The sequence below is a fragment of the Kribbella sp. DT2 genome (assembly GCF_049844575.1).
In the GTDB taxonomy this organism is placed as follows: domain Bacteria; phylum Actinomycetota; class Actinomycetes; order Propionibacteriales; family Kribbellaceae; genus Kribbella.
The window spans coordinates 315,956-340,670 of sequence record NZ_JBNCLH010000009.1 but is presented as its reverse complement, the minus strand read 5'-3'; the positions used below and the strand labels follow the sequence as shown (position 1 = coordinate 340,670).

The window sequence follows — 24,715 nt, the reverse complement described above, 5'->3', positions numbered from 1 at the left end:
CCCGCCATCAGCCGACTGCCTCCTGCAACCACCCAGCAGTCCGGTCGCCCACCGGCCGGCTCTTGTCAGCCGCGCTCTCCTCCACCGGACGAATCGTCCCGTCGAGCGCCGGCAACCACAGCTGATGCCGCTGAGGCCGTACGGCGGCACCGCGGCCGGTGACCGCGACGGTCGCCTGACGGGCGGTGAGATGCCCTTCGCCGGCACCCAATCCGCTCCACGCGTTGGCCTGGACCTCCAGCCGGGCCTCACTCCCAGGCCAGGACCCGACCGCGATCAGCATCGCGCCCCGAGTCCGCAGCCGGGCCGACAGCCGAGAGGCCTCGCCCGAAGTGACCTCGCCCGGCGGACGCACCACCACCACGGTCAGCGCGTCGACCAGCGCGGCAACCACGCTCAGCCAGTCGTGCTGAGGATCGGGAACGAGCACCAGCCGCTCGAGATCGACCCCGAGCCCTCGCGCCGCCTCCGCACCGAACGACGGCATCCCGACCACCCCGCACCAGGCCCCCTCGGCGGACGGCCCGGCCATCATCGCCATCACCAAAGCGCTGGAGCCGCGCACGGAGTACACCGCGCCGCCGCGCAAGGCGCCGGACAGCAGCTCGGAAACCGCCGGCAGGGTCGGCAGCGACCGCTCCGTACTGGCCGTGTCGAGCGCCTGCTGGACCCGCGTCTCCGTGGTCCGAGGAGCAGCCACCGTCCGGGAACGCGCGGTGTCGAGCGTGGGGAGCGCCGTCAGACCAGCTGCCTCCGCAACCGTCGCCGGTCGCGCGAGGGCCGAAGCCTCCTTCTCAGCAGTCCGAGCGGCCTTCTGCGCCTGAGCCCGGGCGAGCAACTGGCGAGCCTGGTCGAGCGCGGTGATCCGCCCGGCCTGGACCGTCGTGTCCTCGGCCGGAATCGGCGGTGCCTCGTCGGCTGCAGCTGTCCCCGTCACACCCCCATGTTCGAACACCTGTTCGACTCATGTCAATCGGGCTGTCCACACGCCGGTGCCGACGCGCCTCATCGAAAAGCCTAAACTCCCCAGCATGCTCCGAGTCCACCACCGCTCTTCGAGAACACGATGAGGCAGATCGAGGACGAGGTCGTCCAGCACCACCAGGACCTCGCCCGCTGGCTGGGGACCGAGGCGGAGGACGGTCTGCTCGACACCTTCCGGCAGATGCACCGCCCGGACTTCAGTCTGGTCACCACCGACGGCGTACGACTCGACCTACCGGCACTGACCACCGCACTGGCCGGTGCGCGCAACGCAGTACCCGGACTGACGATCGGCATCGAGCAGTACGAGCTGGTGATCCGGACCGACCAGGTGGTCGTCTGCCGCTTCCTGGAGCGCCACTCGGTCGGCGCACCGCGTCGCGTCACCGCCGTACTCACCCCTGACGAGTCCGCCCGGTACGGCGTACGCTGGCTGAGCGTGCACGAGACAGCGGCCGGGCTAGGGTGAGTGGCATGCCACGAACCATTGCCACCAACACCAAGGTCGACCTCGACGGGCTGCTGGAGTTCGTCCGCCCGCGTCACCACATGCTGCTGATCACCACCCGCCAGGACGGGACGCCGCAGGCCTCGCCGGTGTCGGGCGGTGTCGACGCCGAGGGCCGGATCGTCATCTCCTCCTACCCCGAGCGCGTCAAGAGCACCAACGTGCAGCGCAACCCGCAGACCAGCGTCATGGTGATCTCCGACGACTGGAACGGCGCCTGGGTCCAGGTGGACGGCACCGGTGAGGTCATCGAGCTGCCGGACGCCGTCGAGCCGCTGGTCGACTACTACCGCGCGATCTCCGGCGAGCACCCGGACTGGGACGAGTACCGCGAGGCGATGCGCAAGCAGGGCAAGTGCCTGATCCGGATCACCCCGACCCGCTGGTCCCCGATCGCCACCGGCGGCTTCCCGGCCCGCCTGGCTGACTGACCCCAGCGGCTCACTCCTTGGTGTACCGCCGCGCCATCGTCTCGCTGATCCGCCGGAAAGCACCCTCCAGGTGCTCGCGCAGCGCCTCGCCGGCGCCCTGCTCGTCGTGCGCCAGGCAGGCGTCCAGGATCGCCTGGTGCTCCCGGCGGGTCTGCTCGATCCGCGCCTTGGTCTGCCGCGAACCGAACCGGTAGCGCTCGCTGTTCTGCCAGACCGGCTCGATCGCGCGCGGCAGCCAGCGGGAGCCGCCGGCCCGGTAGATCGCGAAGTGGAACTCGGTGTGCGCCTGCCGGGAGGCGATGATGTCGCCCACCTTGGACAGCCGCACGTGCTCGGCCAGTGCGGCCTTGGCGATTACGCCGTCGGACTCGGCGAACCGGGTCGCCGCGGCCCGGACCGCCAGGGTCTCCAGCGCCAGCCGGGTCTCGTGGGTGTCGCGCAGGTCCTCCATCGACAGCTCGCGGACCCAGGCGCCCTTGTGCGGCACGATCTCGACCAGGCCGAGCGCCTGCATCCGGCGCAGTCCTTCCCGGATCGGCATCTGGCTCATGTCCAGCCGCTTGGCCAGCTCCTCCAGCCGCAGCGCGGTGCCGCTCGGCAGCTCGCCGGACAGGATGAGCTCGTGCAGCTCGGCAGCAGCCTCCTCGGCGAGAGTACGCCGGCCGCTGGGCCCCCCGGGCGTGAGCTCGAGTCGTCGGGTCATTGGGTGTGGGCTGCCTCTCTCGTCCACTACACACACATCTCGGAGGTAACCGTAGCGGTGCCACAGGCTCCACGGGGATTCCTACGACGGATTGCCCACCGCGCCCCCACGCACCGCACCGGCCGGACGGCCAGCGGTCCAGCCTGACACCGGAGCCGCCGCCCGTCCACTACTCAGCGCAGCCGAGTCAGGTCGAGCAGTACTCGCCGCTCCGCCGTACCGCCCACCAGGCGGTCGAGTGCGTCGCCCACACGGGCCGCCGGGACCATGTCCAGCTCCGGAGTGATCGGGGCGGGCGCGATGTCGGCCAGCACCTGGGCGACCGTTCCGGCCTCGATCGTCGTCCGCTGCATGTTGACCGGGAGCACCCGCAGGTCCCGCCCGATCAGCTGGTGCAGGTCGACCGTGGCGAACTCCCCGGCCGTGTAGCCCAGGATGGCGATCCGGCCGCCCGGGGTGATGTGGCTCATCACCCCACTGGTCACCGGGCCACCCACCGTGTCGATGACCGCGTTGCACCAGGGCAGCTCCCGGCCAACCTGGCCGAGCTCGTCCACGCGGTGCACCTGGTCGACCAGCCGGCTCAGCAGCTCGACGGACTCGTTCGACCGGACCAGACCGATCACCTTGCCGGCTCCGGCAGCCCGGGCGACAGCGGCGCACAGCCGACCGACCAGACCGGTCGCACCGGTGATCACGACGGTCTCACCGTGCACGACACCAGCCACCCGCCGTACGGCGGTGTGCGCCGTCAGCGCAGGAGCCAGCAGGGCCAGCGCCTCGGCCGTGTCGAGTCCGATCGGCAGCGCGTGCACTGACGAGTCCGGCACCACGGCCATCGAGCCCCACGTGCCCGGCCGGGCCACCCCGACACCACCGCCGCGGATCACCACGCGCGTCCCGGACGGGTACACGGCCGAGTCGACCACCACACCGGCGCCCTCGGACCCCGGGACGAACGGCGGCTGCATCTGCTGCGCGATCTTGCCCGCCAGCACGGTCCGATCGAGCTGCGTCACCGAGGCGACGTCCATCTCGACCAGCGTCTCCCCCGGCCCGGCGACCAGTTCGGTCTCCTCGGCCTTCAGCTGCTCCCCAGGCCCGTAGCAGCGCAGCACGATGCCTTGTCGCGCGCTCATCCACCCACCCCACTCGTGCCTGTGAACCCCACCTGCATTTGATATCTGATCACATCTTGCCGCTCAGGGACAGTCGGCCTCACGCTGACCGGCCCCCTTGACCGAGCGGACGGGTGAGCTCGCCGGCCGCTGCCGCACGGCGCGGATCCACCCGGTCGCTACCCATCGGGAACGGCCAGTCGCTACCGGCCAGCACGTCCCCGAACGTCGACTCCAGCAGCGGCAGTACGGCGGGATCGTGCACCAGGTCGTCGGCCACGAACCGCTGCATCGCCTCGGCCACCGACAGCGACGGCGCGTCGATGCCCGGCCGGTCGGTGTCGATCCCGCGCTGCCAGCGCCCGGCCAGCGCGGCCGTCACGCCCCCGCCGTGGCACAGGCAGAACTTGATCCCCGGGAACCGAGCCGGTACGTCGGTGAAGACCAGCTCGGCGGCCGCGAGCCCTGTCTCGTAAGGGTTTCCGAGCAGGTTCGACAGGTAGAACGCGTCGAGCCGCCGGTCCGTGCTGTGCCCCGGGTGGACCAGTGTGAACGCGTTCAGCTCGTCCAGCACCTTCCAGACCGCGTCCAGCCCGGCGAACCCCGGCGTACCGAGTGCGAAGCCGCCGAACACGCCCTCTTCCCCCAGCGCGGAAGCGACGGCCGGGGCGCTGGCGTGCAGGAGCGGGACGTGGGCCAGCACCCGCAGTTGCGGTCCGGCCAGCTCGCGGAGCCCCTGGTTGAGCAGTGCGGTCCACTCCACGCCCTGGTCGTATCGGAACAGCGCAGGCGGTACCGAGACGACTGCACCGTCCAGGTCCTGCTCGCTGACCCACTGCAGCAGCGCGGCCGGGTCAGCGAGCTTGCCCAGCGGCAGCCGGTGCTCACCGTCGATCACCAGCGACTTGCCCTCGATCGACAAGCCGAACGAGCCGCTGCGGGCAGCAGCCAGCACAGTGGGAGGTATCAGGTGCGTGTGGACGTCCCAGCCGGCCATGTCAGCGTGCGTCCTCGTCGTTGTCGTAGAAGGACGGCCGCTCCGGGTAGTGCGGGCCGTCGTACACCTCCAGCAGCACAGAGGTCTCCTCGGCCCGCGTCGGGCCGTGCACGACGCCCTTCGGGTTCCAGTAGAAGCTGCCCTTGGTCAGCGTCGTCCCGGTCGGCAGGTACACGTACCGGCCGGACAGGCAGAACATGAACTGGTTCGACGCGTGCTTGTGCTCCGACGGGATCCCCGACCCCTGCTCGAACCGCACCAGGGCGATCGAGGCCTCGGTCTCCGGGTCGCGCCACAGCATCTTGTGCGACAGCCCGTCCAGGGACTTCTCCACCCAGTCCAGGTCGTCGGTCTGCAGCAGGATCTCCCGCAGCGGCTCGTCGAACGTCATGACGCCTCCCGAGGGACGGGCCGTCCGGTGACCCGGGTGTAGAGCTCCTCGGCGACGCCGGGTGCCATCGGGGCCACGGCGGCGATGTGGCCGTCGGGCCGGATCAGTACGACGCTGTTCGCCGGTACGCCGTACCGGTTGGTCGTGATGCTGCCGGGGTCGAACAGCGAGCGGTCCCGCAGGCCGGAGTCGTGCGGCGCGTCCCAGCGCGAGACGGCGTAGTGCGCCAGCGCCGGTGAGTCGTTGGCCGGGATCTCCGGACGCCGCCGTACGTCGGTGAAGTACAGCGCGACGAAGGAGTCCCGGCACAGGTCGTGGATCGTGGTCCGGCCGGCAGGGCTCTGCAGCGCCAGGTCCGGCGCCCGGTCCCCCGCGCGCACGGCCGGCGGCGCCGCACTGGTTGCCACCATCGACCAGTCGCCCACACCCTCGACGTCGAGCCGGACGCTGAGCAGCGTGCGGTTGTACGCCGTCGCCCAGGCACCTGTGTCCTCGGTGACCGCACCCCGCTGCTGCGCCATGTACTTGCGGGCGGCCTCGGCCATCTCACCGGAGCCCTCGATCGCCACCGGCCGCTGCTCCTGCTCGTAGCCGTCCAGCAACGACGGGTCGGCCCAGCCGCGCAGCACCCAAGCCAGCCGCCAGGGCAGGTTGGACGCGTCCAGGGCACCAGTGTTCAGACCGAGTGCCCACATCGGGGTGATCAGGTGGGCGGCGTCACCCATCAGGAACACCTTGCGGTCCTTGGTCCACTGCTCGGCGACCCGGTGGTGCACGTTGTAGATGACCGTGCCGAGCAGCTCGATCCGGTCCACCTCGCCGATGAACTGCTTCACCTTCACCAGCAGGTCCTCGGTGCCCGGCGCCTCCGCACCCGCCGCCAGCGGGAACAGGAACCGCCAGTTGTCGGGCTGGCGGATCAGCACCATCCACTCGGTCTTGTCCGCGAAGTACGCCAGGTACGGGTAGTCGCGGGCGTTGTCGACGTCCAGGTCCACCGCCACGTCGATCAGCATGTACCGCTCGGGCAGGGTCTCCCCCACCACCTTCACTCCGAGCGCGTCGCGGATCTTGCTCCGCCCGCCGTCGCAGGCCAGTAGGTACGACGCCTCGAGCTCCCGCGGGCCGTCCGGGGTCTCCAGCTGCAGCACCACCCGGTCGTCGCGGACCTCGAACGACGTCAGCCGGTGCTGGGTGAGCACGGGCTGCGGCAGCGCCTCGGCCAGGATCGGCTCCATGATCTGCTGCGGCAGGTTGATCACGAACGGGAACTGGGTGTCGTTGACCAGCTCGGCCAGCTGCACCGAGGCCCGCGGGGTGTTGGTGGCCCGGTCGATGTCACCGATCTCGTCGATCCGGACCGCCGAGGCGAGGATGCCCTCCACCGCGCCGTACCGGTTCCAGATCTCCAGGGTCCGGCTCAGCGTCGTACCGGCCTTGGTGTCGGACGACAGCGTCGCGTCCTCCTCCAGCAGCACGTACGGCACGCCGTAGTGCGCCAGGCCGAGTGCTGTGGTCAGGCCGATCGGTCCGGCGCCGACCACGGCGACGGGCAGTTGCTGGTCAGTCGATGTCACTCGTCACTCCGTGAGGTCGGTCAACCGGGCGAAGGCGCGCTCCCGGGTCAGCACTGACCCGGTCATCGCGGCCGCGTCGGACAGCAGGAACAGCAGCGGGCCGACCACGTCGGCGGGGTCACCGATGCCGGTGGTCTCCCGCCAGTGGTCGAAGTCGGCTCCGGCGTTGGCGGCCCGGAACTGGTCGGTGTCGATCACGCCGGGCGCGACGATGTTCACCCGGACCCGGTGCTCGGCCACCTCGGCGGCCAGGGTCCGGGCGAAGGCGGTGAGGGCCGCCTTGCTCGCCGAGTACGCCGCCGCGTGCGGGAAGCCGGTGGTGGCCAGGCCGGAGGTGAACACGACGACCGAGCCGGCCGACCGCTCCACCATGTGCGGTACGACGGCCTGGCAGACCCAGACCACGCCGTCCAGGTTCACCTGCAGCGTCCGGGTCCACTCGGCCGGATCGGTGTCCAGTACGGCGGACCGCGGCTGCACGGCCGCGCCAGCGACCAGGCCGTCGATCCGGCCGTGCCGCTCGACCACACCACCGATCGCCGCGAACACCGCGGCCCGGTCGGACACGTCGACCTCGACGTACTCGACCCGCTGGTCGGTGGGCGGGCTGATGTCCAGCACCACCGCCGTACCGCCGTGGGCCACGACGGCCGAGGCCAGCGCGGCACCGATGCCGTGCGCACCACCTGTGACGACCACGACCTCGCCGGTCGCGTCGAAGCTGATCTTCATGGCGACGTCCCCTTCTGCTTCGAGGTCATCGTCTCGGTGATCCGCTGCACCGCGCCGGCCAGGTGGTTGCGCAGGGCCCCCTCGGCGGCGTCCGGGTCGCGGGCGACGCACGCGTCCAGGATGGCCTGGTGCTCCTGCCGGTTCTGCTCGATCTGGAACGGCGTCTGCCTGCTGCCGAACCGGTACCGCTCGCTGTTCTGCCAGACCGGCTCGATCGCCCGGGCCAGCCACTGCGAACCGCCGGCCCGGTAGAGGGCGAAGTGGAAGTCGGCGTGCGCCTGCCGGGCACCGATCGAGTCGTCGGCCCGGGACAGCCGCAGGTGCTCCTCCAGCGCGGCGATGGCCTTCTGCTCGTCGGCCACCGCGAAGTGCTCCGCAGCAGCCCGTACGGCGAGACTCTCCAGCGCCAGTCTGGTCTCATGGGTGTCGTGCAGGTCCTCCAGCGACAGCTCCCGGACCCAGGCACCCCGGTGCGGGATGATGTCGACCAGCCCGAGCGCCTCCAGCCGGCGCAGCCCCTCGCGGACCGGCATCTGGCTCATCTCCAGCCGGTTCGCCAGCTCGACCAGGCGCAACGGCGTACCGCTGGGCAGCTCACCGGACAGGATCAGCTGGTGCAGCTCGGCCGCCGCGGTCTCAGCGAGCGTACGGCGGCCGCCGCGCCCACCACCGGGCAGGAGCTCCAGCCGGCTGGTCACGACAGCTCCTGGTAGACCAGCGTGTTGCGCAGCTCGCCGATCTTGTCAGCACGGGTGACGACCTCGTCGCCCTCCTTGAGGAACACCTGCGGCTCCCGCGCGTTGCCGATGCCGGACGGCGTACCGGTGAGCAGGAGGTCGCCCGGCCGCAGTGTCATCCCGAAGGACAGCTCACTGATCAGCGTGGCGATGTCGTAGGCCATCTGCTTGGTCGAGGCGTCCTGCATGACCTCACCGTTGAGCAGGCAGGTCAGCCGCACGTCCTGCGGGTCGCCCAGCTCGTCCGGCGTCACGATCCACGGGCCGAGCGGCATGGTGGCGTCGATGCTCTTGCCCTTGAGCCACTGGCCACCGTGCGCCCGCTGCAGGTCCCGCTGGGACACGTCGTTGGCCAGCGTGTAGCCCCACACGTGGTCGAGCGCGTCCTCGACCTTGATGCTGCGGCCGGTCCGGCCGATCACCAGCGCCAGCTCGGCCTCGTAGTCCCACTTCGCCGACAGGGCCGGGTCGTAGGCGATCGGGTCGTACGGGCCGACCACCACGTCCGGGCCCTTGGTGAAGAACGTCGGGTGCTCGGGCCTGTCGACGTCTTGGCCCTCGCGCTTGCCGCGGCTCTCCTCGAAGTGGTCCCAGTAGTTCCAGCCGGTGCAGAGCACGTCCCGGCGGAACCGCCGCAACGGTGCCCGCAGGTCCTGCTCCCGGAAGGGGATCCGCTCACCGGTCAGCACCGCGTCGGCACCGGCCTCGATCACGGCCACCAGGTCGTCGTACGGGAGCAGGACTACCTCGTCGTCGTCCAGTACGCCGGGCCGCTCGGCACCGGCGTACGTCACTGTCACGAACCGCATCTCAGAACACCCACTCGACGCTACGCATACGATCACCACCTGTCCTCGACGTCATGCGATCACGGCGATCGCGGAGATCTCGATCAGGTAGTCGGGGTGGGCCAGCTTGCTGACCTCGACCATCGTCGAGGCGGGCAGCGGCGCGTGGAAGTAGCGCGCCCGGACCTCGTGGATCTTGGCGAAGTCCTCCATGTTGCGCACGTACACGTCCACCCGGCAGACGTCGTCCAGCGTGCCGCCGGCCTCGCGGACCGCGGCCTGCACGTTCTCGCAGACCTGACGGGTCTGCTCGCTCACGTCGCCCACCCCGGCGATGCTGCCGTCGGGCCGGCGGGCGGTCATCCCGGAGACGAACACCAGTCGTCCGGTCGCCTCGATCGTGGTCGCCTGCGAGAACACCCCGTTCGGGCTGCGCAGCGCGGCGCTGGTCAGTTGGGTCTTCGGCATCAGTTCTGCACCCCTCCGGTCGGAACCACGGCGCCCACCGCGCGGGCCACCGCCAGCAGACCGTCCAGCCCCGACCGCTCGATCAGGACCCCGGTCCGCCGCTGCTGCCGGGCACGATCCGCCTCGATCTCGCCCGGCAGGTACAACCTCTCGACGCCCGGAGCGGTCGCGCTGCCGCGAACCCGCTCCGCCAGCGCCGACGACCGCTGCCGGAACCCCTCGATCCCACCCAGCAGCTCCGGGTCGATCGCGAGGAACAGGTGCGCGCAGTCGTTCGGCCGGTCGGGTTCGCGGTACAACGGGCGAACCTGATCCCCCCAGCCGCCACCACTCAGGACGCCGGTCAGGACGTCGATCATCAGTGCCAGCCCGAAGCCCTTGTGGCCCGCGGCCGGCAGCAGCATGCCCAGGACGGCGGCCTCGGGGTCCGTCGTCGGTAGGCCGGACGGATCGGTCGCCCAGGAGTCCGGGATCGACCGCCCGGCCGACGCCGCCAGCCGGATCTTGCCCAGGGCAACTGCCGACAGCGCCATGTCCAGCACGATCTCCGCGCCGGCCCGCGTCGGTACGGCGATCGCCAGCGGGTTGTTGCCGACGATCCGCTCGGCGCCGCCGGGCGCGGGCATCAGCGGCGTCGTGTTCGACATCGCGATCCCGAGACAGCCCGCGTCCGCGGCCTGGACCGCCCAGCGGCTGGCCGCGCCGAAGTGGTGCGCGTTGCGGACCGACACCAGGCCGATGCCGTACCGGCCGGCCCGCTCGACCGCGAGCCCCATCGCCTGCGGGCTGGACAGCTGACCCATCCCGCCGCGCGCGTCCGCCACGATCGCGGCGCCGGCGTCGTGCAGGACGTCCAGCTCGCGTTCCCGGGTGACGCCCCCGGCGTTCAGGCGTTCGACGTACATCGGGACGAGCATGATGCCGTGCGAGCTGACCCCGCGCAGGTCGGCCTCGACCAGCGAGTGCGCGATCTGGGCCGCGTCGGCGGGCTCGAAGCCGAGCGCGGTGAACACCGCGGAGACGGTCGCCTCCAGCCAGGCCGGCCGGACCAGCACCCGCCGGTCGGCGTCCGACGCCTGGGTCGTCACCGGGTCTCCTCGGCCCAGGGCAGCAGCAGGTGCTCCAGCAGGACCAGGACGTAGAACAAGATGATGCTCATGATCGACAGCAGCCCGATCGCGGCGAACGCCAGCGGGGTGTCGGCCGACGAGCCGGAGTTCCAGATCACGTAGCCCAGACCCTCGGTGGAGTTCGCGAACTCACCGATCACCGCGCCGATCACGGCCAGCGAGATCGCCACCTTGAGCCCGGTGAAGATCTGCGGCAGCGCGTAGGTCAGCCGGAGCTTGAAGAACTCCTGGGTCCGGCTCGCGTTCAGCGACCGGAGCAGCTCGACCAGCTCGGCCGGGGTCGACTTCATCCCCTGCGCGGTCGAGATCACGATCGGGAAGAAGCAGACCAGCAGCGCCATCGCCATCTTGGGGACCTGGCCGAAACCCATCCAGATCACCAGCAGCGGCGCGATCGCGATCTTCGGGATCGCGTTCACCGCCAGCAGCAGCGGGTAGACCAGGCGCTCCAGGATCGCCGAACGGACGATCAGCAGCGCGATCGGGATCCCGATCACGATCGCCAGACCGAAACCGGTCAGCGACTCGATCAGCGAGATCCAGGTCTGCTGGAGCAGGTAGCCCGGCTGGTCGAGGAAGCGCTGCAGTACGTCGTACGGGCTGGGGAGCAGGAACTGCTGGATGTCGAAGGCAACGATCACCAGCCACCAGAGCGCGATCGTGACGACCACACCGACGATCGGCAGCAGGATCGCGCTGGTGCGGGAGGTGGTGAGCCAGGAGGAGCGACCGCTCATCGCGTCGCCTCGGGGGCGTCCACCGGGTGCGTCTTCTCGGCCAGCAGGCCGTGCAGGCGGCCGCTGATCTGCGCCACCTCGGTCAGGTGCGCGTTGGTGCCCAGGCTACGCGGCCGCGGGATGTCGATCTCGACCACCTCGCGCAGCCGGCCCGGGCGGGGCGTCAGCACGACGACCCGGTCGGCCAGCAGCACGGCCTCCTCGATCGAGTGCGTGACGAACACGATCGTGGTGGCCAGTTCCATCTGGATCCGCTGCAGCTCATCCGACATCTCGGTCCGGGTCAGCGCGTCGAGCGCCGAGAACGGCTCGTCCATCAGCATCACCTGCGGCCGGCGGATCAGCGACCGGCACAGCGACACGCGCTGCTGCATGCCGCCGGACAGCTCGTGCGGCAGCCGCTTCTCGAAGCCGGACAGGCCGACCAGCTCGAGCAGCTCGTGAGCACGGTTCTTGTACTCCTTGCGGCCGGTGTTGTCACCGGAGATCTCCACCGGGAGCATCACGTTCGACAGCACCGAGCGCCACGGCAGCAGGGCCGGCCGCTGGAACATGAACGAGACGTCCCGCCGCGGCCCGGCGACGGGCTCGCCCGCCACCGTGACCGCGCCGTACGTCGGCGGGAGCAGCCCCGCGATCAGCCGGAGGAGCGTGGACTTGCCACACCCCGACCGGCCGATCAGCGTGACGAACTCGTTCTGCCGGACGTGCAGGTCGATGCCGTCGAGCGCCTGGACCTGGCCCGAGCGTCCCTCGAAGACCTGACCCACTCCGTCCAGCTCGATCATGGTCAGCCCTTCGGAGCCAGGGCGTCGTTGACCACGTCGGCCGGCTTCATCGCACCCTTCGGCTTGACCGCTTCGGCCTCCTCGAGCAGGTTGATGACCTTCTGCACCCGGTTCGGGTCGACCTCACCGAGCGCACCGCTGAAGTCGTCCGGCTTCACGTACGGCTTCATCAGCTGCAGCTCGGCGGTGGCGACCTCGACGTTGGTGTTCGGCACGTACTTGGCCAGTGTCTTGGCCGCACCGGCCGGGTCGTCGATCGCGTCCTGCAGACCCTTGAGCAACGCGGTGGTGAACTTCTTCACCTGGTCCGGGTGATCCTTGGCCAGGTCGTCCCGGGTGATGATCGTGTTGCCGTACAGGTCCGGAAGCAGGTTGCCGTACGGCAGTACGACGGCCTTGCGCTTCTTCGGGTCGGCCTTCTCGACCAGCGGCACACCCACCACGAACTGGCCGATGCCGTCCACCTTGCCGCTGGCCAGCAACTGCGGCAGCGCGGGCGGCGGGTTGGCGACGAACTTGGTCAGCTCGGGGTTGATCTTGGCCGCCTTGGCGTAGACCGGGAACATCACCTGGTTGGTGGAGCCCGGCTGGTCGCCGATCTGCTTGTTCGGCAGATCCTCCGGCCGGTTGATGCTGCCGCCCTCCAGGGCGACGATCGCGGCCATCGACTTCTGCTGGATCATGCCGACCGTCGTGACGGGCAGCTTCTGGTTCCCCAGCGTGATCACGGTGGCGGTGAAGTCACCGATACCGTAGTCCGCCTGACCGCCGGCGACCAGTTTGAGCACGTCGACCGTGCCGCTGCCCGGAGTGATGGTGACGTCGAACCCGGCGTCCTTGAAGTACCCCTTCTCGAGGGCGACATAGGCGTAGGCCTCACGGCCGAAGGTCCCGAAGGAGGTCAGGTAACTGACCTTCTCCAGCGATGCTTCCCCGTTCTGACCGGTCTCGCTGTCGTTGCACGCGCTCACCAGAGCCAGTGCGAGGACCGCCACCCCAGCGACGGCCGAACGTCTGAACCTCATGCTGGATTTCTCCTCTCCGATATTTGATCAAACATCAAATATGGAAGAGCGGTCAATCGGCCCCCGGGGACTCTTCACAGGGACTTTACGTCCACCGTGGCGGGTCCCCTCAGAACCCTTGTGCCGCCCGTCCTGGAGCCGTTTCCCCATGCCTGTCCGTCCGGACGGGCATCCCGCCCCGACCACAGACCGTACCCGCCCGGACAGCAGATCGCGACGTCCGACCGGAACCAATGTGTGCCTTCCGCGACAAATTTGCGTAAACCCGCTACTGGCTGTGACCCAGGTCATGCATCAGCTCCAGCAACCTCTCAGCACTCCCTCCAGCTGTATTTCCGGCCGCCGCCGACCTCAGCCACAGCCAACTGAGTCCGGCCGCCTGCCCCAGCCTGAAGCTCACCTTCTATTTCCCTCTCCCGGGGGAACTCGTTCACCCGGCGGAGGGAGGGCTGCGGGCCGCTCCCCTGACAGGATGGTCGTGTGGCGAACGTCCTGTTCCGAGGCTCGACCTACCTGCGGTGGGTCTACCTGCTGCTGGGCGCCGCCCTCGTGCTCGCGTTCGTGCTCGTCGACAGCGCCCTCGTCGAGCTGGTCAAAGAGCTGGCCCTGCCCCAAGTGGTGACCGTGATCGTGGTCGCCGTCGTCGTGGTCGCCCCACCAGTGCTGCTGGGCGTCCTCCCCGCGGTCCGCGAGGTGGAAGGCATCGCGGTCGAGTCCCTGCTCGGCGTCCGCTTCGAGGAGCGCCCGCTCGGCCCGTCGCGCAACTGGCCACAACGCCGCCGTACGACGCTGTGGTTCTGCCTGCACCTGATCACCGGCGGCTTCGTCGGCATCCTCAGTACGGCGGTCGTCGGCTTCGGCGCCGTGTTGCTCGCAGCCCCTTTCCGCAGTCCCGGCGCCCACGAGCTGATCCCGGGCATCGACTACCACGTCACCGGCCGCTGGACCGACCTCTGGATGCCGCTGGCCACCATCGTCGGCCTCGCCGGACTCATGGTGCTCTCGGCCCTCATCGGCGCCCTGCTGGCCTACACCGCCCCCCGCGTCCTCGGCCCGACCCCCGCCGAGCGGATCGAGCTGCTCGAACGCCGTACGGCAACCCTTGCCGAGCGCAACCGCCTGGCCCGCGAGCTGCACGACAGCGTCGGCCACGCGCTCAGCCTGGTCACCATCCAGGCGGCCGCCGCGCGCCGGGTGCTGGCCACTGATCCCGCCTTCGCCGAAACCGCGCTCGCGGCGATGGAGACCTCGGCCCGCGCCGCCCTGGCCGACCTCGACCACGTGCTCGGCCTGCTCCGCGACGACCGCCGCCCCGGCTCCGCGACCGCGCCCCAAGCGACACTCGGCGACGTCGCCCGCCTCGTCGAGGCGACTCGCGCGGGCGGGATCACCGTCGAGGTGCACCGCTCGGGCGACCTGGCGACGCTCCCGGCCGCGGTCTCCCGCGAGGCGTACCGGATCGTCCAGGAGGGCCTCACCAACGCCATCCGGCACGCGGGCCGCCCGGCCGGCGAGGTCAAGGTGGACCTGTCGATCAGCCTGGACTCCTCCGGGCTGCTGCTCGAACTGACCAACCCGGTCGACGCCTCCCCCGCCGTGGACGTCGCGTCCACCCGTGGGGGCCGGGGCCTGGCCGGGATCCGTGAAAGGGTCGCCGTACTGCGCGGGACGGTCGAGGCCGGCCTCGACAGCGGCCGCTGGCGGCTCGCGGTCACCCTCCCGGTGGCGGTGACGACGAAAGGATGAGTGTGGACATCTCGGTGGTCGTGGTGGACGACGAACCGCTGATCCGCAGCGGGCTGCGCGCGATCATCGACGCGGAGCCCGACCTGACCGTGGTCGGCGAGGCGGGCGACGGGTCCGAGGTCCTGCCCCTGGTACGCCGTACGGGCGCGGACGTCGTACTGATGGACGTCCGGATGCCCGCCCTCGACGGCATCCAGGCCACCCGGCTCCTGCTCGACGCGCTCGACCCGGCGCCACGGGTCCTGGTCGTCACCACGTTCGAGAACGACGACTACGTGTACGACGCGCTCCGGGCCGGCGCGTCGGGCTTCCTGCTCAAGCGGACTCCCCCGGACGACATCATCGCGGCGATCCGCACGGTCGCGGGCAGCGAGTCGCTGCTGTTCCCGGAGGCGATCCGGAGCCTGGCGCTGGCCCACGTCGACCAGCAGCGCAAGCCGGAGGGCCTGGGCCGGTTCGACCTGACGGATCGCGAGCAGGAGGTCCTCCGCCTGATGGCCAAGGGCCTGTCGAACGCGGAGATCGCCACCGAACTCGTGCTCGGCGTGCAGACCATCAAGACCCACGTCGCCAACCTGCTCGCCAAGGTCGGCGCCCGTGACCGCACCCAAGCCGTCATCCTCGCCTACGAGTCAGGCTTCGTCCCTCTGCACTGACCAAGCACCGGGGCCGCGGGAAAGCAGGCGCACCGGGCGGCGCCGGAAGACACCCGCCCCCTCGACCCTGTCGCCGCCGGCAGCGGCGGGACGTTCTAGCTACGCCTCCCGGCGGAACTACGGCGGCCAGCCACCAGCTGAGCACACCGACCAACAAGCAGGACCGCGGCGCGGACCGCCTGTGCCTTCAGCGCCCGGCGTTCCTTCAGCTGTCGGCGAGGCCGTCCTCGGCCAGCGTGCAGGCGTTGTGGACCGGGTCGACCGCGTTGGCCTGGCGGGCCACCCGTTGGAGCAGCATGCGGAAGATCAGCCGCTCGCCGTCGTCCAGGCCGCCCATCACCTCGTCCTCGGTCGCGCGCAGGCGGCGCTCCAGGTCGCAGAGCAGCTCGACGCCCTTCGGCGTGGCGACGATCAGCCGGGCGCGCCGATCGGCCGGGTCCGGCTGCCGCTGCACCACGCCGGCCTTCTCGAGGTCGTCCAGCAGGTACGTCATCACCGTGCGGTCGATCTCCAGCTGCGCGGCCAGGTCGAGCTGCCGCTTCGGACCCTCGGCATTCGCCGTCGCGAGCACCTGGTAACCGCGCGGGCCACCCGGGACGCCCTCGAGCGCCAGCCCGCTCTGCTTCACGTACCGGCGGAACACCACGCCGAGCGCCCACCCGAGGTCGGCCTCGACGGACGTGCCGCGGGCCCCCTGGGTCGTGCTCGCCTCGGGCGATGAACTGGTCACGAAACCATCGTACGTCGTGTACGCCACCTGGAATACGATCTGACTTGAATATGTTCTGCTTAACAGACTATCTTCGTGACAGCTCACCTTTGAGCTGTCCCCCTCCGGAAGGAACGACATGACCACCCTGCTTCGCATCGACGCCAGCCTCCGGCTCGACGGCTCCGTCAGCCGAGCGCTCGCCGACAGCGCCGAGGCGGCCTGGAAGTCCGAGCACCCCGACGGCGTCGTCGTACGCCGTGACCTTGGCGTGCACCCGATCCCGGCCGGTGTCTGGCCCGCGCTGATCACCGAGAAGTTCGGCTGGCAGGCCCCGGCCGGCGCCGACTTCGTGGACCCGTCCGAGGCGAAGGCGCTCGCCACCGACGTGATCGCCGAGTTCAAGGCCGCCGACGCGGTACTGATCGCCGTACCGCTCTACAACTACGGCATCGCCGCGAACGTGAAGACCTACATGGACCTGCTGCTCACCGACCAGGACCTGCTGGCCGGTACGGCGGTCGCCGGCCGGCCGATCATCTTCACCCTGGCCCGCGGCGGCGGCTACGGCCCCGGCACCCCGAAGGAAGGCTGGGACCACGCGACGCCGTACCTGAACCGCATCTTCGGCGAGGTCTTCAACATGCAGATCCGCACCGCGGCCGCCGAGCTCACCCTCGCCCCGGTCACCCCCGGCATGGAGGAGCTCATCGACCTGTCCAAGGTCTCCGAGCAGGACGCCCACACCACCGCCGGCGAGCACGCCACCGAGGTCGCCCGCACCCTCACCACGACCGCTGCCTGACCTTCGCCGTCCTCATCCCGAGTGCCGAGCTCGAGCCGGCACCCGGGGCGGTCGGACGGTCCGCCAGGACGACACGGTGACCGACAAGGTCACCTCCATCGGATCAGCCAGTACGCCGATCCGCTCCGCCCGCGCCTGCCGGTCCACATGCCGTGCGCTGGGCGTCATCCCCACCAACTGCTCGATCGCCTCGTGATCGAGCCGCATCGCCGTCTCCACCACCCGCCGCTCGACCCGCTCGAACCCCGCCAGCGACTCGACCAGCCGCCGCTCCTTGTCCCCGTCGACGCTGACCATCCCCAGTACGTCGATCAGTTCCCCCAGATGCCGCTGGTTCGGCGTCACCACCAGCAAAGTCCCACCCGGCGCGAGCACCCGAGCCATCTCCGCCGCGTTCCGCGGCGCGAACACATCCAGCACCACGTCGGCCACCCCGGAGCGCACCGGCAACTCCCGCCAGGCATCCGCGACCAGGGACCCGATCCCCGCATCAACCTTCGCCGCCCGCCGAGCCGCGTACCGCGAAACGTCGACCGCAATCCCCCGCCAGCCGGCGTCGACCACACCCGCGAGGTAGTACGCCGTACCGGCGCCCACCTCGACCACCAACGGCCGCTCCACCTGCGGCAGGCTCTCCACCAACGCCTCGCGAATCGGCGCGTACCAGCCCCTGCTCAGGAAGTCCGCCCGCGCGTCAACCATCTCCGCGCTGTCCCCGTCGATCCCAGTTGATGCCGACGGCAACAAATTGAGATACCCCTGCTTGGCCAGGTCGTACGCATGCCCCTGCCCGCACCGCGCCGTACGGTCCCGCAGCTCCAGCCCGTCTGCACATACCGGGCAACGCAGGACAGACACCAAGTCAGCACGCACGGGCTCATTCTCCCCCGTCAACTCGTCGGTTCGAACTCCGCCATCCGTACCGGTTTGCGGAGGACTTCGGTCAGGGCCGAGATGCTGTGGTCGCCGTGGCCCGCCTCTGCCGCCCGCTGCACCAGTTCCTGCAGAGGAGCGAGCCACGCCGTGTCGACGTTCGCCTCCTCGGCCAGGTCCTCGTCGTGGGCCGCGCCCGCGAGGAAGAGGTTCACCGAAGAGGCGGCATCGGTGTAGTCGCCGCGGTCGATCTCCTGGGCATAGACCGGCAGCACGGACTTGATCATGTCCAGCCACTTCCCGGCGTACCGCACCATGCTGCTCACCTCCAGTCCACGAGACTGGACCACCGCGGCGCCCTGGAAGAACCCGACCAGTGCCGGCAGCAACATGGCGCCCACCGCCATCTCGTACAGGGCGGCGAGGTCGGGCTCGGCCCCGAGGTGGACGGTGTCGCCGCCCAGCACCTTCAACGTGGTCTCGTACTCGTCGAAGACCGACCTGTCGCCGCCGTAGTACAACAGCGTGTCCGCCAGTCCCACGGCCGAAGGCACGTTCTTGACCGCTCCGGCCAGGAACCGGGCGTCGTGGCCGGTCGCCCAGTCAGCCATCGCGCGGGCACCGGCGGGAGAACCGCTGTTCAACGTGACCAGCGCGCGTCCCGCCAGTACGGCCGCGGCCGGCTCCAGCGCTGAGCGGGTGTCGTCGAAGGTGGTCAGGCACGTGATGATCAACGGGCTCGACTCGACCGCGGCCCTGACCGTCTCGGCGTGGACGGCTCCCTTGTCCACCAGCGGTTCAGCCTTGGCCGGTGTGCGGTTCCACACCGTCGTCGGGTGCCCGGCGGCGAGCAACGCTTCGGCCAGCGCCCGGCCCATCGATCCCAGCCCAATGACGGCCACGGGGGTGGGGTTGTCCATGGTCATGCGTTGCTCCAGTCAGCAGTCGGATGGCCGAGCGGGCCCTTGAGTTGGCTGCTCCACTCGACGAGATCGGGATCAGCGCGCATCCGGCGCGGCCCGTTGCTCCATCCTCGATTCGCACGCACAATTCAGCAAGTACCGAATTTTTTGTCCGTACCCACACTTTTGTCAGTAGGAGAATGCAGATGGCCAAGCGGTCCTACACCTGCGGGTTCGACGCCGCCATCGCCGTCATGGGCGGGAAGTGGAAGGGACTGATCCTGTTCTCACTCGGCGACGGGCCGCTGCGCTTCGGCGAGCTGAGAAGGTCGGTGCCCGGCATCAGCGAGAGGATGCTGATCCTCCAACTCCGGGAGATGGAGACCAGCGGCCTGGTGCACCGCGAGGTCTACCAGCAGGTCCCACCCAAGGTGGAGTACTCGCTGACCACGTTCGGCGAATCCCTCAACAAGGCCCTCGCCCCGCTCGGCGAATGGGGCGAAGAACACCTGGAACGCATCGAGGCCATCCCGTAGTCGCCCGCCGGCGCGTCACGTCAGCCCGACGAGCGCACCGCCGTACGTCACCTCTGCCGAAGGGCAAGCATTTCGTCGACGTCACTTGCGAGCTGACGTCGAGCGGAAACACCGACAGCCGGCCGCCTGACAGATCCAATGACCCACCCTGGCCCTGTCTGCCGGAACCAGCCCAAGTCGCTCCCGGAACAACCACCGCGCCCCGGCCGATCAACAAACCCCTGCCTACCCCCGGCCGCCGCGAAGTCGGACCGAACGAATGCGACCGCCGGACGTGATCTGAGCGCAACCGGTTCACCAGTTCCTGCCCTGCTGCTGTCAGCTCCCAGACAACTGCGGTCATCGGACCGACCACTGCAGTCGCCGATCCCGGCAGATGCCATCGCCGACCCCGGCCGCCCAGGTCCCGGCCCCACTCCGCCCGCCGGGGAGGATGCGCCGACCCCGGAGAGGATGCGCCGACCTGCCGGGCGAACACCGTCACCGGACCGGACGGATGTCGGCGTCGTACGGACGGACGCCATCGGCGGACCGGGGCGGACACCGCCGTAGGCGCGAATGCCAGCGCCCGACCCGGGCAAGCTGCGGTCGTCGTACGGTCGAATGCAGTCGCCGGACCGGACCGTACGCCGTCGCCAGACCCGGCGGCTGCCGTCCGCCGAACACGCCGGACGCGGCCGTCGTACGCTGCGGATACCGTCGCCGCCCTCGGGCGGATGCCATCGCCGGACCGACGGCGCAGTCGACACACCCAGCGGATGCCATCGTCGGAGCGGACGGATGCGGCCGTCGCACTTGGCGGACGCCGTCGCCGGTCGGGCGAATCCGGGCGTCGTACCGGCGGACGCGGTCGCCGGATCGGGCGGATGCGTCGTCGTACCGGAGGACGCCGTCGCCGGCGGGCCAATGTCATAGGCGGCCGCAGCACGCTGCAGTCGCCGTGCCATCGCCGGCCTCGGGGCGGATGCCATCGTCGAACCCGGCGGATGCCTTGGCCGGCCCCGGATAGCTGAAGCCGCCGCACCGGGCGAATGCCGCCGCTAGACCCCGCGGCTGCCGTCCGCCGAACCGGGAGCACGGACGGACGGGGTAGTCGTACCAGGTGGATGCCGTCGCCGGGCTCCGGGCGGACGCCAGCGTCGGACCCGCGCAAGCTGCGGTCGCCGGACGGTCGGATGCCACCGCCGACCCGCCGGATGCCGTCCGTCGAACCGGGCTGATGGACGGCCGGGACCGTTGTACCGGGTGGGTACCGTCGCCTGACCCGAGCAGCTGCGGTCGTCGTACCTGGCTGATGCAGTCGTCGGCCCCGAGGCGGACGCCCTCGCCGGACCCCGGGCGAACGCCAACGTCGGACCCGGGCAAGCTGCGGTTGTCGGACGGGCGGATACCGGCGCCGGACCCGCGCCGGACGCGGTCGTCGTACCCCGGCGGCTGCCGATCGCCGAACCGGGCGGACGCGACCGTCGTACCCGGGTAGACCCGTCGCCGGCCTCGGGCGGACGCCATCGCCGGATCCGGGCGGACGCCATCGCCGGATCCGGGCGGACGCCATCGCCGGATCCGGGCGGACGCCATCGCCGGATCCCGGGCGGATGCCATCGCCATGCCGGCCAGCTACGGCCGTCGTACCGGGCGGATGCGCCCATACGTGGGCGAATGCCGTCACCGGACCCGGGGTGAAAACCCGTCACCGGGCCCGGCAGCTGCGGTCGTCGTGCCTGGTGGATGCAGTCGTTGGACTCGGGGTGGATGCCGTCGCCCGCACAAGCGGTCGGGCGGAGGCGCCGGTGTGGTCGGGCGGGCGGGGTCAGCCGTTGATGTCGCGGCTGGTTAGGCGGGCCCAGGCGGCGGCGTAGAAGACGGCTAGGTACGCCGCTTGCATGAGGAGGTTGCGGACTATGGCGTCCCAGTACGGCGGGTCGCGGAGGAGGTCGGCGAAGGATGTCCAGCCGTACATCAGCAGCCAGGGGTGGATCTCGTCGATCTGGGGGATCGCGCCGAGGATGCCGAAGACGATGAACGCGCCGAACGTCGCTGCCATGGCCGCGAGTGGGGTTGAGGTCAGCGAGCTCACGAACAGGCCGATACCTGCGAGGCCGAGCAGGGATGCTGCGATCAGGACCGCGATGCCGAGGGCGCGTAGCAGGCCGTCGGCGAGTGAGACGGTTGATCCCGAGAGCAGGACTACGTCGCCGACCGGGAACAGGACGAAGCCGGCGATCAATCCACCGAGCCAGACCGTCAGCGTCGCGGCGAGGCAGAACACCGCGAGCGCGACCATCTTCGCCGCGAGCAGGCGTGATCGTCCGGCCGGCGCGGTCAGCAGGCTTCGCAGCGTGCCGAGGCTCGACTCACCTGCCAGCGACTCACCCGAGATCACGGTCACCGCAGTTGGCAGGAAGAACGGCAGCGACAACGCCAGACTCGCCACGATCAGGAAGAAACCGTTCCCGGCCACCTGCCCGATGAAGCCCTCGGCGTCACCCGACGACCCCGACACCCGGATCGCCACGCCTACCAGCATCGGTACGACGCCGAGCACGGCGAGCAGCACCCACGTCCGAGCCCGCCCGAACACCAGATGCAGCTCGGCCCCGAACAACGCCAACATATGCCGCCCGGCCCCCGGCCGCCCAGCGCCGGCCCGAGGCGCGTGGCTCAGCGGATGCCCGGCCCCGCCCTGCGGCGCCTCAACTCGCGGACGCCCAACTCCGGTCTCCGAAGTCTGACTCATGCGCGGCATCCGCCGATCTGCGAGATCTGACCGACCGGACGCTCGGCTCCAGCCGGCATCACCTGACCGACCGGACGCTGAACTCCAGCCGGCATCACCTGACCGAGCCGACGCTGAGCTCCAGTCATCATTGGCTGCCTTGGCTGGCCGTTAGCGCCGCGTTGCGCCGCTCCCTCCAGCCTCGAGTCGCCGACAGATCCTGGACCGGCAGCCTCTACCTCATTCGGCGACATCGAAGCCCTCCCCGGTCAGGGCCACGAAGGACTCCTCGAGGCTGGGGCGTTCCAGGCCGAAGCCGTGCAGGCGTACGTCGGCTGCTACCAACGCCGCGGCGAGCTTGTCGATGGGGAGGTCGCCTGGGTCTCCTTCAACAGCCGGTACGCCGTCGCGTTGGTCGGCTGGGTGTTCGGTGGGCCGGCGAAGGTCGCTGACGCCGAGCGCGGTGAGGGTCTGCTCGGCCTGGTCGAGGTCCGGCGTTCGGACCACCAGGCGTGGGCGGAGCTCGGAGCGTAGTTCGGCCATCGTGGACTGTCGCAGCAGGTGGCCGCGGCTCATCACGGCCGCGTGGGTGCACAGTTGCTCGACCTCGGCGAGCAGGTGGGTCGACGTGAAGATCGTCGTACCGTCGGCTGCCAGTTCGCGGATCAGGGAACGCACCTCGCGGGTTCCCTGCGGGTCGAGGCCGTTGGTCGGTTCGTCGAGGACGAGCAGCTCCCGGCGCTGCATCAGTGCGACCGCGATCGCGAGGCGTTGGCGCATGCCGAGGGAGTACGCCCGGACCTTCTTCTTGGCCGCGTTCGAGAGTCCGACGCGTTCCAGTGCCTCGCCGGCCCGTTGCTTGCGGGTCCGGGGGTCTGCCGTACGGTCGGCCGCATCGAAGCGCAGCAGGTTGGCCTGGCCGGTCCAGAAGGGGTAGAACGCAGGGCCTTCGACCAACGTTCCGACGCGAGGCAACACAGCCAGCTGAGCCTTGGGCATCGGCTGCCCGAGCAACTCCACCGTGCCCGAGGTCGGCGCGATCAGCCCGAGCAGCATCCGGATCGTCGTTGTCTTGCCGGAGCCGTTGGGCCCCAGGAATCCGAAGATGCTGCCCGCGGGAACCTCCAGATCGATCCCCGCGACCGCCACCTGCCCACCACGAAAACGCTTGGTCAGCCCCCGGGTAACAATCGGCGCCTCACCGCCCCCGACCGGAACCCAAGCAGCCTCGGCCGCCGCGACCTCAGGTCCAGAACCTGTCACCGGTTTGGTCTCAGGAGCCGACTCGTCAAGGCGCGAACCGGATCGATCGGCAGGTCTTGCGGGGTCGTCCGAAGTCGGCTCTGCTTCAGGATCCTTCGCCGCAGCGGCTGGAGCGGACGTTGCCTCGGCGAAGGTGGACGGGTCTGCGTCGGTTGACGGGCGACCGTCCAGGGAGTCGGGAGTGCTGGGCATGGTGGTCAGCGAGGCGCCAGCGGAGCGGCTGCGGCCAGGGTGTCGGCGGTGACGAAGCCGACCAGGACCCGGCCGTCGTCGGTGACCAGGGCACTGACCATCTTGCTGGTGAGGATCTTGCCGGAGCCCCACGGGCCCTGGACCGTGCGGGCGTTGGCCAGCAGCTGGTTCAGCGGGCCGTTGCCGGCGGGCAGCTTGACGCCGCGGAGGACGGCGACGGACTCCCAGCCCTCACCGACGACCGTCGGGCGGTCGGACGCCGCGGGCTTCTTCTTCGGGTCGGCCTTCGGCAGCGCCTTCGGGGTGTCGTGCTTCTTGGGCGTGATCGCCGGGGCGGTCTTCTCGGTCACCTTGACGCCCTTCGGCGGGGTGAACGCGAAGGTGCTCGCGGCCGGTACGTCGAACGAGACCGACTCGAAGCCGACCTGGACGGCCGGGTCCTTGCCGGTGCGCGGCAGGACGGTCACCTGCAGCGGGACCCAGGTCTTCGCGTCGACCGCCAGGGTGACCGAGCCGACGGTGGTCTTGTCGGTCTTCGGGACCAGGCGCAGCTTGTAGGCGTCGCGGCCGGCGACCGACTCCGTGCCGGTGACGTCGACCGCCGTGCTCGGGTCGATCGCGGCGAGGAACTTCTTCGCCACCTCCTGCGGGTCGTACGCCTGCTTCTCCGGCGCGACCTCGGGAGCCGCCGGCCGGGCCGGCAGGGTGAACTTCACGGCTTCGCGCTTGGCGGAGTCGTAGGCCCAGGCGGTCTTGCCGTCGGAGGTCAGCACCCGCTCGGCCATGTCGTCCAGCACCGACACCCGGGCCTTGTCCGGGCCGGCGAAAGCAACGCGCGCGGTGTGCTCACCGGTGAGCAGGTCGGGCAGCTGGTTCGCGCCGTCGACGCCGGGCAGCGCGGGCAGGCCGAGGTCGGTCGCCGAGCGGACCGTGCCGCTCAGGCCGTCGACCTTGGCGGTCTGCACCTTGGCGAGCAGGTCCTGCGCGGTGATCCCGGGCAGGTCTGGAGACGCGTCCGCGACCACGGGCCCGAGCGCACCCACGCCCGCGACCACCGCGACTGCCGTGACCGGAACCAACCACCGTCGACTGCGCCTCGTTGCTGCCATGTCTTCAAGACTCGCACCGGCACCGGCAGGAACCAAGGGCTCTCAGGGTCAGTTCACCCAAAAGAGTGAGTCCCCCGGTACACGACCGGAGAAC

26 protein-coding genes are annotated in these 24,715 nt (G+C 70.3%); 6 read left to right on the top strand and 20 right to left on the bottom strand.

Annotation, left to right across the window (positions count from 1 at the left end; genetic code table 11):
• Positions 1-7: 7 nt before the first annotated feature.
• On the bottom strand, positions 8-937 hold the full coding sequence (locus tag ACLQ2O_RS33790; RefSeq protein WP_425839991.1) for a hypothetical protein: 930 nt from the start codon (positions 935-937) through the stop codon (positions 8-10).
• 129 nt (positions 938-1,066) lie between these two features.
• On the opposite strand from ACLQ2O_RS33790, the gene ACLQ2O_RS33785 reads away from it, so the two are divergent.
• Positions 1,067-1,453: a hypothetical protein gene (locus tag ACLQ2O_RS33785; protein ID WP_425839989.1), complete on the top strand. Its 387-nt coding sequence runs from the start codon at positions 1,067-1,069 to the stop codon at positions 1,451-1,453.
• 5 nt (positions 1,454-1,458) lie between these two features.
• Positions 1,459-1,923: a PPOX class F420-dependent oxidoreductase gene (locus ACLQ2O_RS33780; RefSeq protein ID WP_425839986.1), complete on the top strand. Its 465-nt coding sequence runs from the start codon at positions 1,459-1,461 to the stop codon at positions 1,921-1,923.
• Between the two features lie 10 nt (positions 1,924-1,933).
• Here ACLQ2O_RS33780 and ACLQ2O_RS33775 read toward each other — a convergent pair whose 3' ends face one another.
• The 13 genes from ACLQ2O_RS33775 to ACLQ2O_RS33715 form a co-directional block, all read right to left on the bottom strand.
• Positions 1,934-2,626, bottom strand: a complete 693-nt coding sequence (locus ACLQ2O_RS33775; protein WP_425839983.1) for a GntR family transcriptional regulator — start codon at positions 2,624-2,626, stop codon at positions 1,934-1,936.
• Positions 2,627-2,799: 173 nt separating this feature from the next.
• The gene (locus ACLQ2O_RS33770) at positions 2,800-3,765 is read right to left on the bottom strand and encodes an alcohol dehydrogenase catalytic domain-containing protein (protein WP_425839980.1); all 966 of its coding nucleotides are present in this window, start codon (positions 3,763-3,765) and stop codon (positions 2,800-2,802) included.
• Positions 3,766-3,844: 79 nt separating this feature from the next.
• Positions 3,845-4,741 (bottom strand): amidohydrolase family protein, encoded by an 897-nt coding sequence (locus ACLQ2O_RS33765; protein ID WP_425839977.1) that lies wholly within the window; start codon positions 4,739-4,741, stop codon positions 3,845-3,847.
• A 1-nt stretch (position 4,742) separates the two neighbouring features.
• On the bottom strand, positions 4,743-5,132 hold the full coding sequence (locus ACLQ2O_RS33760; RefSeq protein WP_344170386.1) for a cupin domain-containing protein: 390 nt from the start codon (positions 5,130-5,132) through the stop codon (positions 4,743-4,745).
• Positions 5,129-6,709, bottom strand: coding sequence for an FAD-dependent monooxygenase (locus ACLQ2O_RS33755; protein ID WP_425839973.1), 1,581 nt, complete (start codon positions 6,707-6,709; stop codon positions 5,129-5,131). Before ACLQ2O_RS33755 ends, ACLQ2O_RS33760 begins: the two co-directional genes overlap by 4 nt.
• 3 nt (positions 6,710-6,712) lie before the next feature.
• Positions 6,713-7,441 carry an SDR family NAD(P)-dependent oxidoreductase gene (locus ACLQ2O_RS33750; protein WP_425839970.1) on the bottom strand — a complete coding sequence of 243 codons (729 nt, stop codon included), beginning with the start codon at positions 7,439-7,441 and terminating at the stop codon, positions 6,713-6,715.
• Positions 7,438-8,139 carry a GntR family transcriptional regulator gene (locus ACLQ2O_RS33745; protein ID WP_425839967.1) on the bottom strand — a complete coding sequence of 234 codons (702 nt, stop codon included), beginning with the start codon at positions 8,137-8,139 and terminating at the stop codon, positions 7,438-7,440. Before ACLQ2O_RS33745 ends, ACLQ2O_RS33750 begins: the two co-directional genes overlap by 4 nt.
• Positions 8,136-8,987 (bottom strand): fumarylacetoacetate hydrolase family protein, encoded by an 852-nt coding sequence (locus ACLQ2O_RS33740; protein WP_425839964.1) that lies wholly within the window; start codon positions 8,985-8,987, stop codon positions 8,136-8,138. Before ACLQ2O_RS33740 ends, ACLQ2O_RS33745 begins: the two co-directional genes overlap by 4 nt.
• Before the next feature lie 51 nt (positions 8,988-9,038).
• Positions 9,039-9,434: a RidA family protein gene (locus ACLQ2O_RS33735; RefSeq protein WP_425839961.1), complete on the bottom strand. Its 396-nt coding sequence runs from the start codon at positions 9,432-9,434 to the stop codon at positions 9,039-9,041.
• Positions 9,434-10,522 carry an Ldh family oxidoreductase gene (locus tag ACLQ2O_RS33730; RefSeq protein ID WP_425839958.1) on the bottom strand — a complete coding sequence of 363 codons (1,089 nt, stop codon included), beginning with the start codon at positions 10,520-10,522 and terminating at the stop codon, positions 9,434-9,436. Before ACLQ2O_RS33730 ends, ACLQ2O_RS33735 begins: the two co-directional genes overlap by 1 nt.
• Positions 10,519-11,301 carry an ABC transporter permease gene (locus ACLQ2O_RS33725; RefSeq protein WP_425839955.1) on the bottom strand — a complete coding sequence of 261 codons (783 nt, stop codon included), beginning with the start codon at positions 11,299-11,301 and terminating at the stop codon, positions 10,519-10,521. The genes ACLQ2O_RS33730 and ACLQ2O_RS33725 overlap by 4 nt, the downstream gene beginning before the upstream one ends.
• Entirely contained in the window at positions 11,298-12,089 is a 792-nt protein-coding gene (locus ACLQ2O_RS33720; protein WP_425839952.1) for an ABC transporter ATP-binding protein, read from the bottom strand. Before ACLQ2O_RS33720 ends, ACLQ2O_RS33725 begins: the two co-directional genes overlap by 4 nt.
• A gap of 2 nt (positions 12,090-12,091) precedes the next feature.
• Positions 12,092-13,114 (bottom strand): ABC transporter substrate-binding protein, encoded by a 1,023-nt coding sequence (locus ACLQ2O_RS33715; protein ID WP_425839949.1) that lies wholly within the window; start codon positions 13,112-13,114, stop codon positions 12,092-12,094.
• Between the two features lie 480 nt (positions 13,115-13,594).
• Between ACLQ2O_RS33715 and ACLQ2O_RS33710 the strand changes: the two genes are divergently transcribed.
• Both ACLQ2O_RS33710 and ACLQ2O_RS33705 read left to right on the top strand, forming a co-directional pair.
• Positions 13,595-14,860, top strand: a complete 1,266-nt coding sequence (locus tag ACLQ2O_RS33710) for a sensor histidine kinase (protein WP_425839946.1) — start codon at positions 13,595-13,597, stop codon at positions 14,858-14,860.
• Positions 14,857-15,516, top strand: coding sequence for a response regulator (locus ACLQ2O_RS33705; protein ID WP_425839943.1), 660 nt, complete (start codon positions 14,857-14,859; stop codon positions 15,514-15,516). Before ACLQ2O_RS33710 ends, ACLQ2O_RS33705 begins: the two co-directional genes overlap by 4 nt.
• Before the next feature lie 205 nt (positions 15,517-15,721).
• Here ACLQ2O_RS33705 and ACLQ2O_RS33700 read toward each other — a convergent pair whose 3' ends face one another.
• Positions 15,722-16,246, bottom strand: coding sequence for a MarR family winged helix-turn-helix transcriptional regulator (locus tag ACLQ2O_RS33700; RefSeq protein ID WP_425839940.1), 525 nt, complete (start codon positions 16,244-16,246; stop codon positions 15,722-15,724).
• A 118-nt stretch (positions 16,247-16,364) separates the two neighbouring features.
• Between ACLQ2O_RS33700 and ACLQ2O_RS33695 the strand changes: the two genes are divergently transcribed.
• A complete protein-coding gene (locus tag ACLQ2O_RS33695) occupies positions 16,365-17,030 on the top strand; it encodes an FMN-dependent NADH-azoreductase (RefSeq protein ID WP_425839937.1) in 666 nt (221 codons plus the stop codon).
• A 12-nt stretch (positions 17,031-17,042) separates the two neighbouring features.
• On the opposite strand, the gene ACLQ2O_RS33690 is transcribed toward ACLQ2O_RS33695, so the two are convergent.
• Together ACLQ2O_RS33690 and ACLQ2O_RS33685 are read right to left on the bottom strand one after the other, a co-directional pair.
• Positions 17,043-17,903: a putative RNA methyltransferase gene (locus ACLQ2O_RS33690; RefSeq protein WP_425839934.1), complete on the bottom strand. Its 861-nt coding sequence runs from the start codon at positions 17,901-17,903 to the stop codon at positions 17,043-17,045.
• A 17-nt stretch (positions 17,904-17,920) separates the two neighbouring features.
• Entirely contained in the window at positions 17,921-18,829 is a 909-nt protein-coding gene (locus ACLQ2O_RS33685) for an NAD(P)-dependent oxidoreductase (protein ID WP_425839931.1), read from the bottom strand.
• Between the two features lie 182 nt (positions 18,830-19,011).
• Here ACLQ2O_RS33685 and ACLQ2O_RS33680 point away from each other — a divergent pair, with 182 nt between their 5' ends.
• Positions 19,012-19,341 carry a winged helix-turn-helix transcriptional regulator gene (locus ACLQ2O_RS33680; RefSeq protein ID WP_425839928.1) on the top strand — a complete coding sequence of 110 codons (330 nt, stop codon included), beginning with the start codon at positions 19,012-19,014 and terminating at the stop codon, positions 19,339-19,341.
• 1,810 nt (positions 19,342-21,151) lie between these two features.
• Here ACLQ2O_RS33680 and ACLQ2O_RS33675 read toward each other — a convergent pair.
• The 3 genes from ACLQ2O_RS33675 to ACLQ2O_RS33665 all read right to left on the bottom strand — a co-directional run bounded on the left by ACLQ2O_RS33675 (position 21,152) and on the right by ACLQ2O_RS33665 (position 24,621).
• Positions 21,152-22,078 (bottom strand): ABC transporter permease, encoded by a 927-nt coding sequence (locus tag ACLQ2O_RS33675; RefSeq protein WP_425839925.1) that lies wholly within the window; start codon positions 22,076-22,078, stop codon positions 21,152-21,154.
• A gap of 219 nt (positions 22,079-22,297) precedes the next feature.
• The gene (locus ACLQ2O_RS33670; RefSeq protein ID WP_425839922.1) at positions 22,298-23,320 is read right to left on the bottom strand and encodes an ABC transporter ATP-binding protein; all 1,023 of its coding nucleotides are present in this window, start codon (positions 23,318-23,320) and stop codon (positions 22,298-22,300) included.
• 197 nt (positions 23,321-23,517) lie between these two features.
• Positions 23,518-24,621, bottom strand: coding sequence for a LolA family protein (locus tag ACLQ2O_RS33665; RefSeq protein WP_425839919.1), 1,104 nt, complete (start codon positions 24,619-24,621; stop codon positions 23,518-23,520).
• Between the last annotated feature and the right edge of the window lie 94 nt (positions 24,622-24,715).

Excerpts from the sequence above, each read along its gene's own strand:
- ACLQ2O_RS33785 (WP_425839989.1), top strand. The coding sequence starts at position 1,067 with ATGAGGCAGATCGAGGACGAGGTCGTCCAGCACCACCAGGACCTCGCC.
- ACLQ2O_RS33780 (WP_425839986.1), top strand. The coding sequence starts at position 1,459 with ATGCCACGAACCATTGCCACCAACACCAAGGTCGACCTCGACGGGCTG.
- ACLQ2O_RS33775 (WP_425839983.1), bottom strand. The coding sequence starts at position 2,626 with ATGACCCGACGACTCGAGCTCACGCCCGGGGGGCCCAGCGGCCGGCGT.
- ACLQ2O_RS33770 (WP_425839980.1), bottom strand. The coding sequence starts at position 3,765 with ATGAGCGCGCGACAAGGCATCGTGCTGCGCTGCTACGGGCCTGGGGAG.
- ACLQ2O_RS33765 (WP_425839977.1), bottom strand. The coding sequence starts at position 4,741 with ATGGCCGGCTGGGACGTCCACACGCACCTGATACCTCCCACTGTGCTG.
- ACLQ2O_RS33760 (WP_344170386.1), bottom strand. The coding sequence starts at position 5,132 with ATGACGTTCGACGAGCCGCTGCGGGAGATCCTGCTGCAGACCGACGAC.
- ACLQ2O_RS33750 (WP_425839970.1), bottom strand. The coding sequence starts at position 7,441 with ATGAAGATCAGCTTCGACGCGACCGGCGAGGTCGTGGTCGTCACAGGT.
- ACLQ2O_RS33740 (WP_425839964.1), bottom strand. The coding sequence starts at position 8,987 with ATGCGGTTCGTGACAGTGACGTACGCCGGTGCCGAGCGGCCCGGCGTA.
- ACLQ2O_RS33735 (WP_425839961.1), bottom strand. The coding sequence starts at position 9,434 with ATGCCGAAGACCCAACTGACCAGCGCCGCGCTGCGCAGCCCGAACGGG.
- ACLQ2O_RS33725 (WP_425839955.1), bottom strand. The coding sequence starts at position 11,301 with ATGAGCGGTCGCTCCTCCTGGCTCACCACCTCCCGCACCAGCGCGATC.
- ACLQ2O_RS33720 (WP_425839952.1), bottom strand. The coding sequence starts at position 12,089 with ATGATCGAGCTGGACGGAGTGGGTCAGGTCTTCGAGGGACGCTCGGGC.
- ACLQ2O_RS33715 (WP_425839949.1), bottom strand. The coding sequence starts at position 13,114 with ATGAGGTTCAGACGTTCGGCCGTCGCTGGGGTGGCGGTCCTCGCACTG.
- ACLQ2O_RS33705 (WP_425839943.1), top strand. The coding sequence starts at position 14,857 with ATGAGTGTGGACATCTCGGTGGTCGTGGTGGACGACGAACCGCTGATC.
- ACLQ2O_RS33695 (WP_425839937.1), top strand. The coding sequence starts at position 16,365 with ATGACCACCCTGCTTCGCATCGACGCCAGCCTCCGGCTCGACGGCTCC.
- ACLQ2O_RS33685 (WP_425839931.1), bottom strand. The coding sequence starts at position 18,829 with ATGACCATGGACAACCCCACCCCCGTGGCCGTCATTGGGCTGGGATCG.
- ACLQ2O_RS33680 (WP_425839928.1), top strand. The coding sequence starts at position 19,012 with ATGGCCAAGCGGTCCTACACCTGCGGGTTCGACGCCGCCATCGCCGTC.
- ACLQ2O_RS33675 (WP_425839925.1), bottom strand. The coding sequence starts at position 22,078 with ATGAGTCAGACTTCGGAGACCGGAGTTGGGCGTCCGCGAGTTGAGGCG.
- ACLQ2O_RS33665 (WP_425839919.1), bottom strand. The coding sequence starts at position 24,621 with ATGGCAGCAACGAGGCGCAGTCGACGGTGGTTGGTTCCGGTCACGGCA.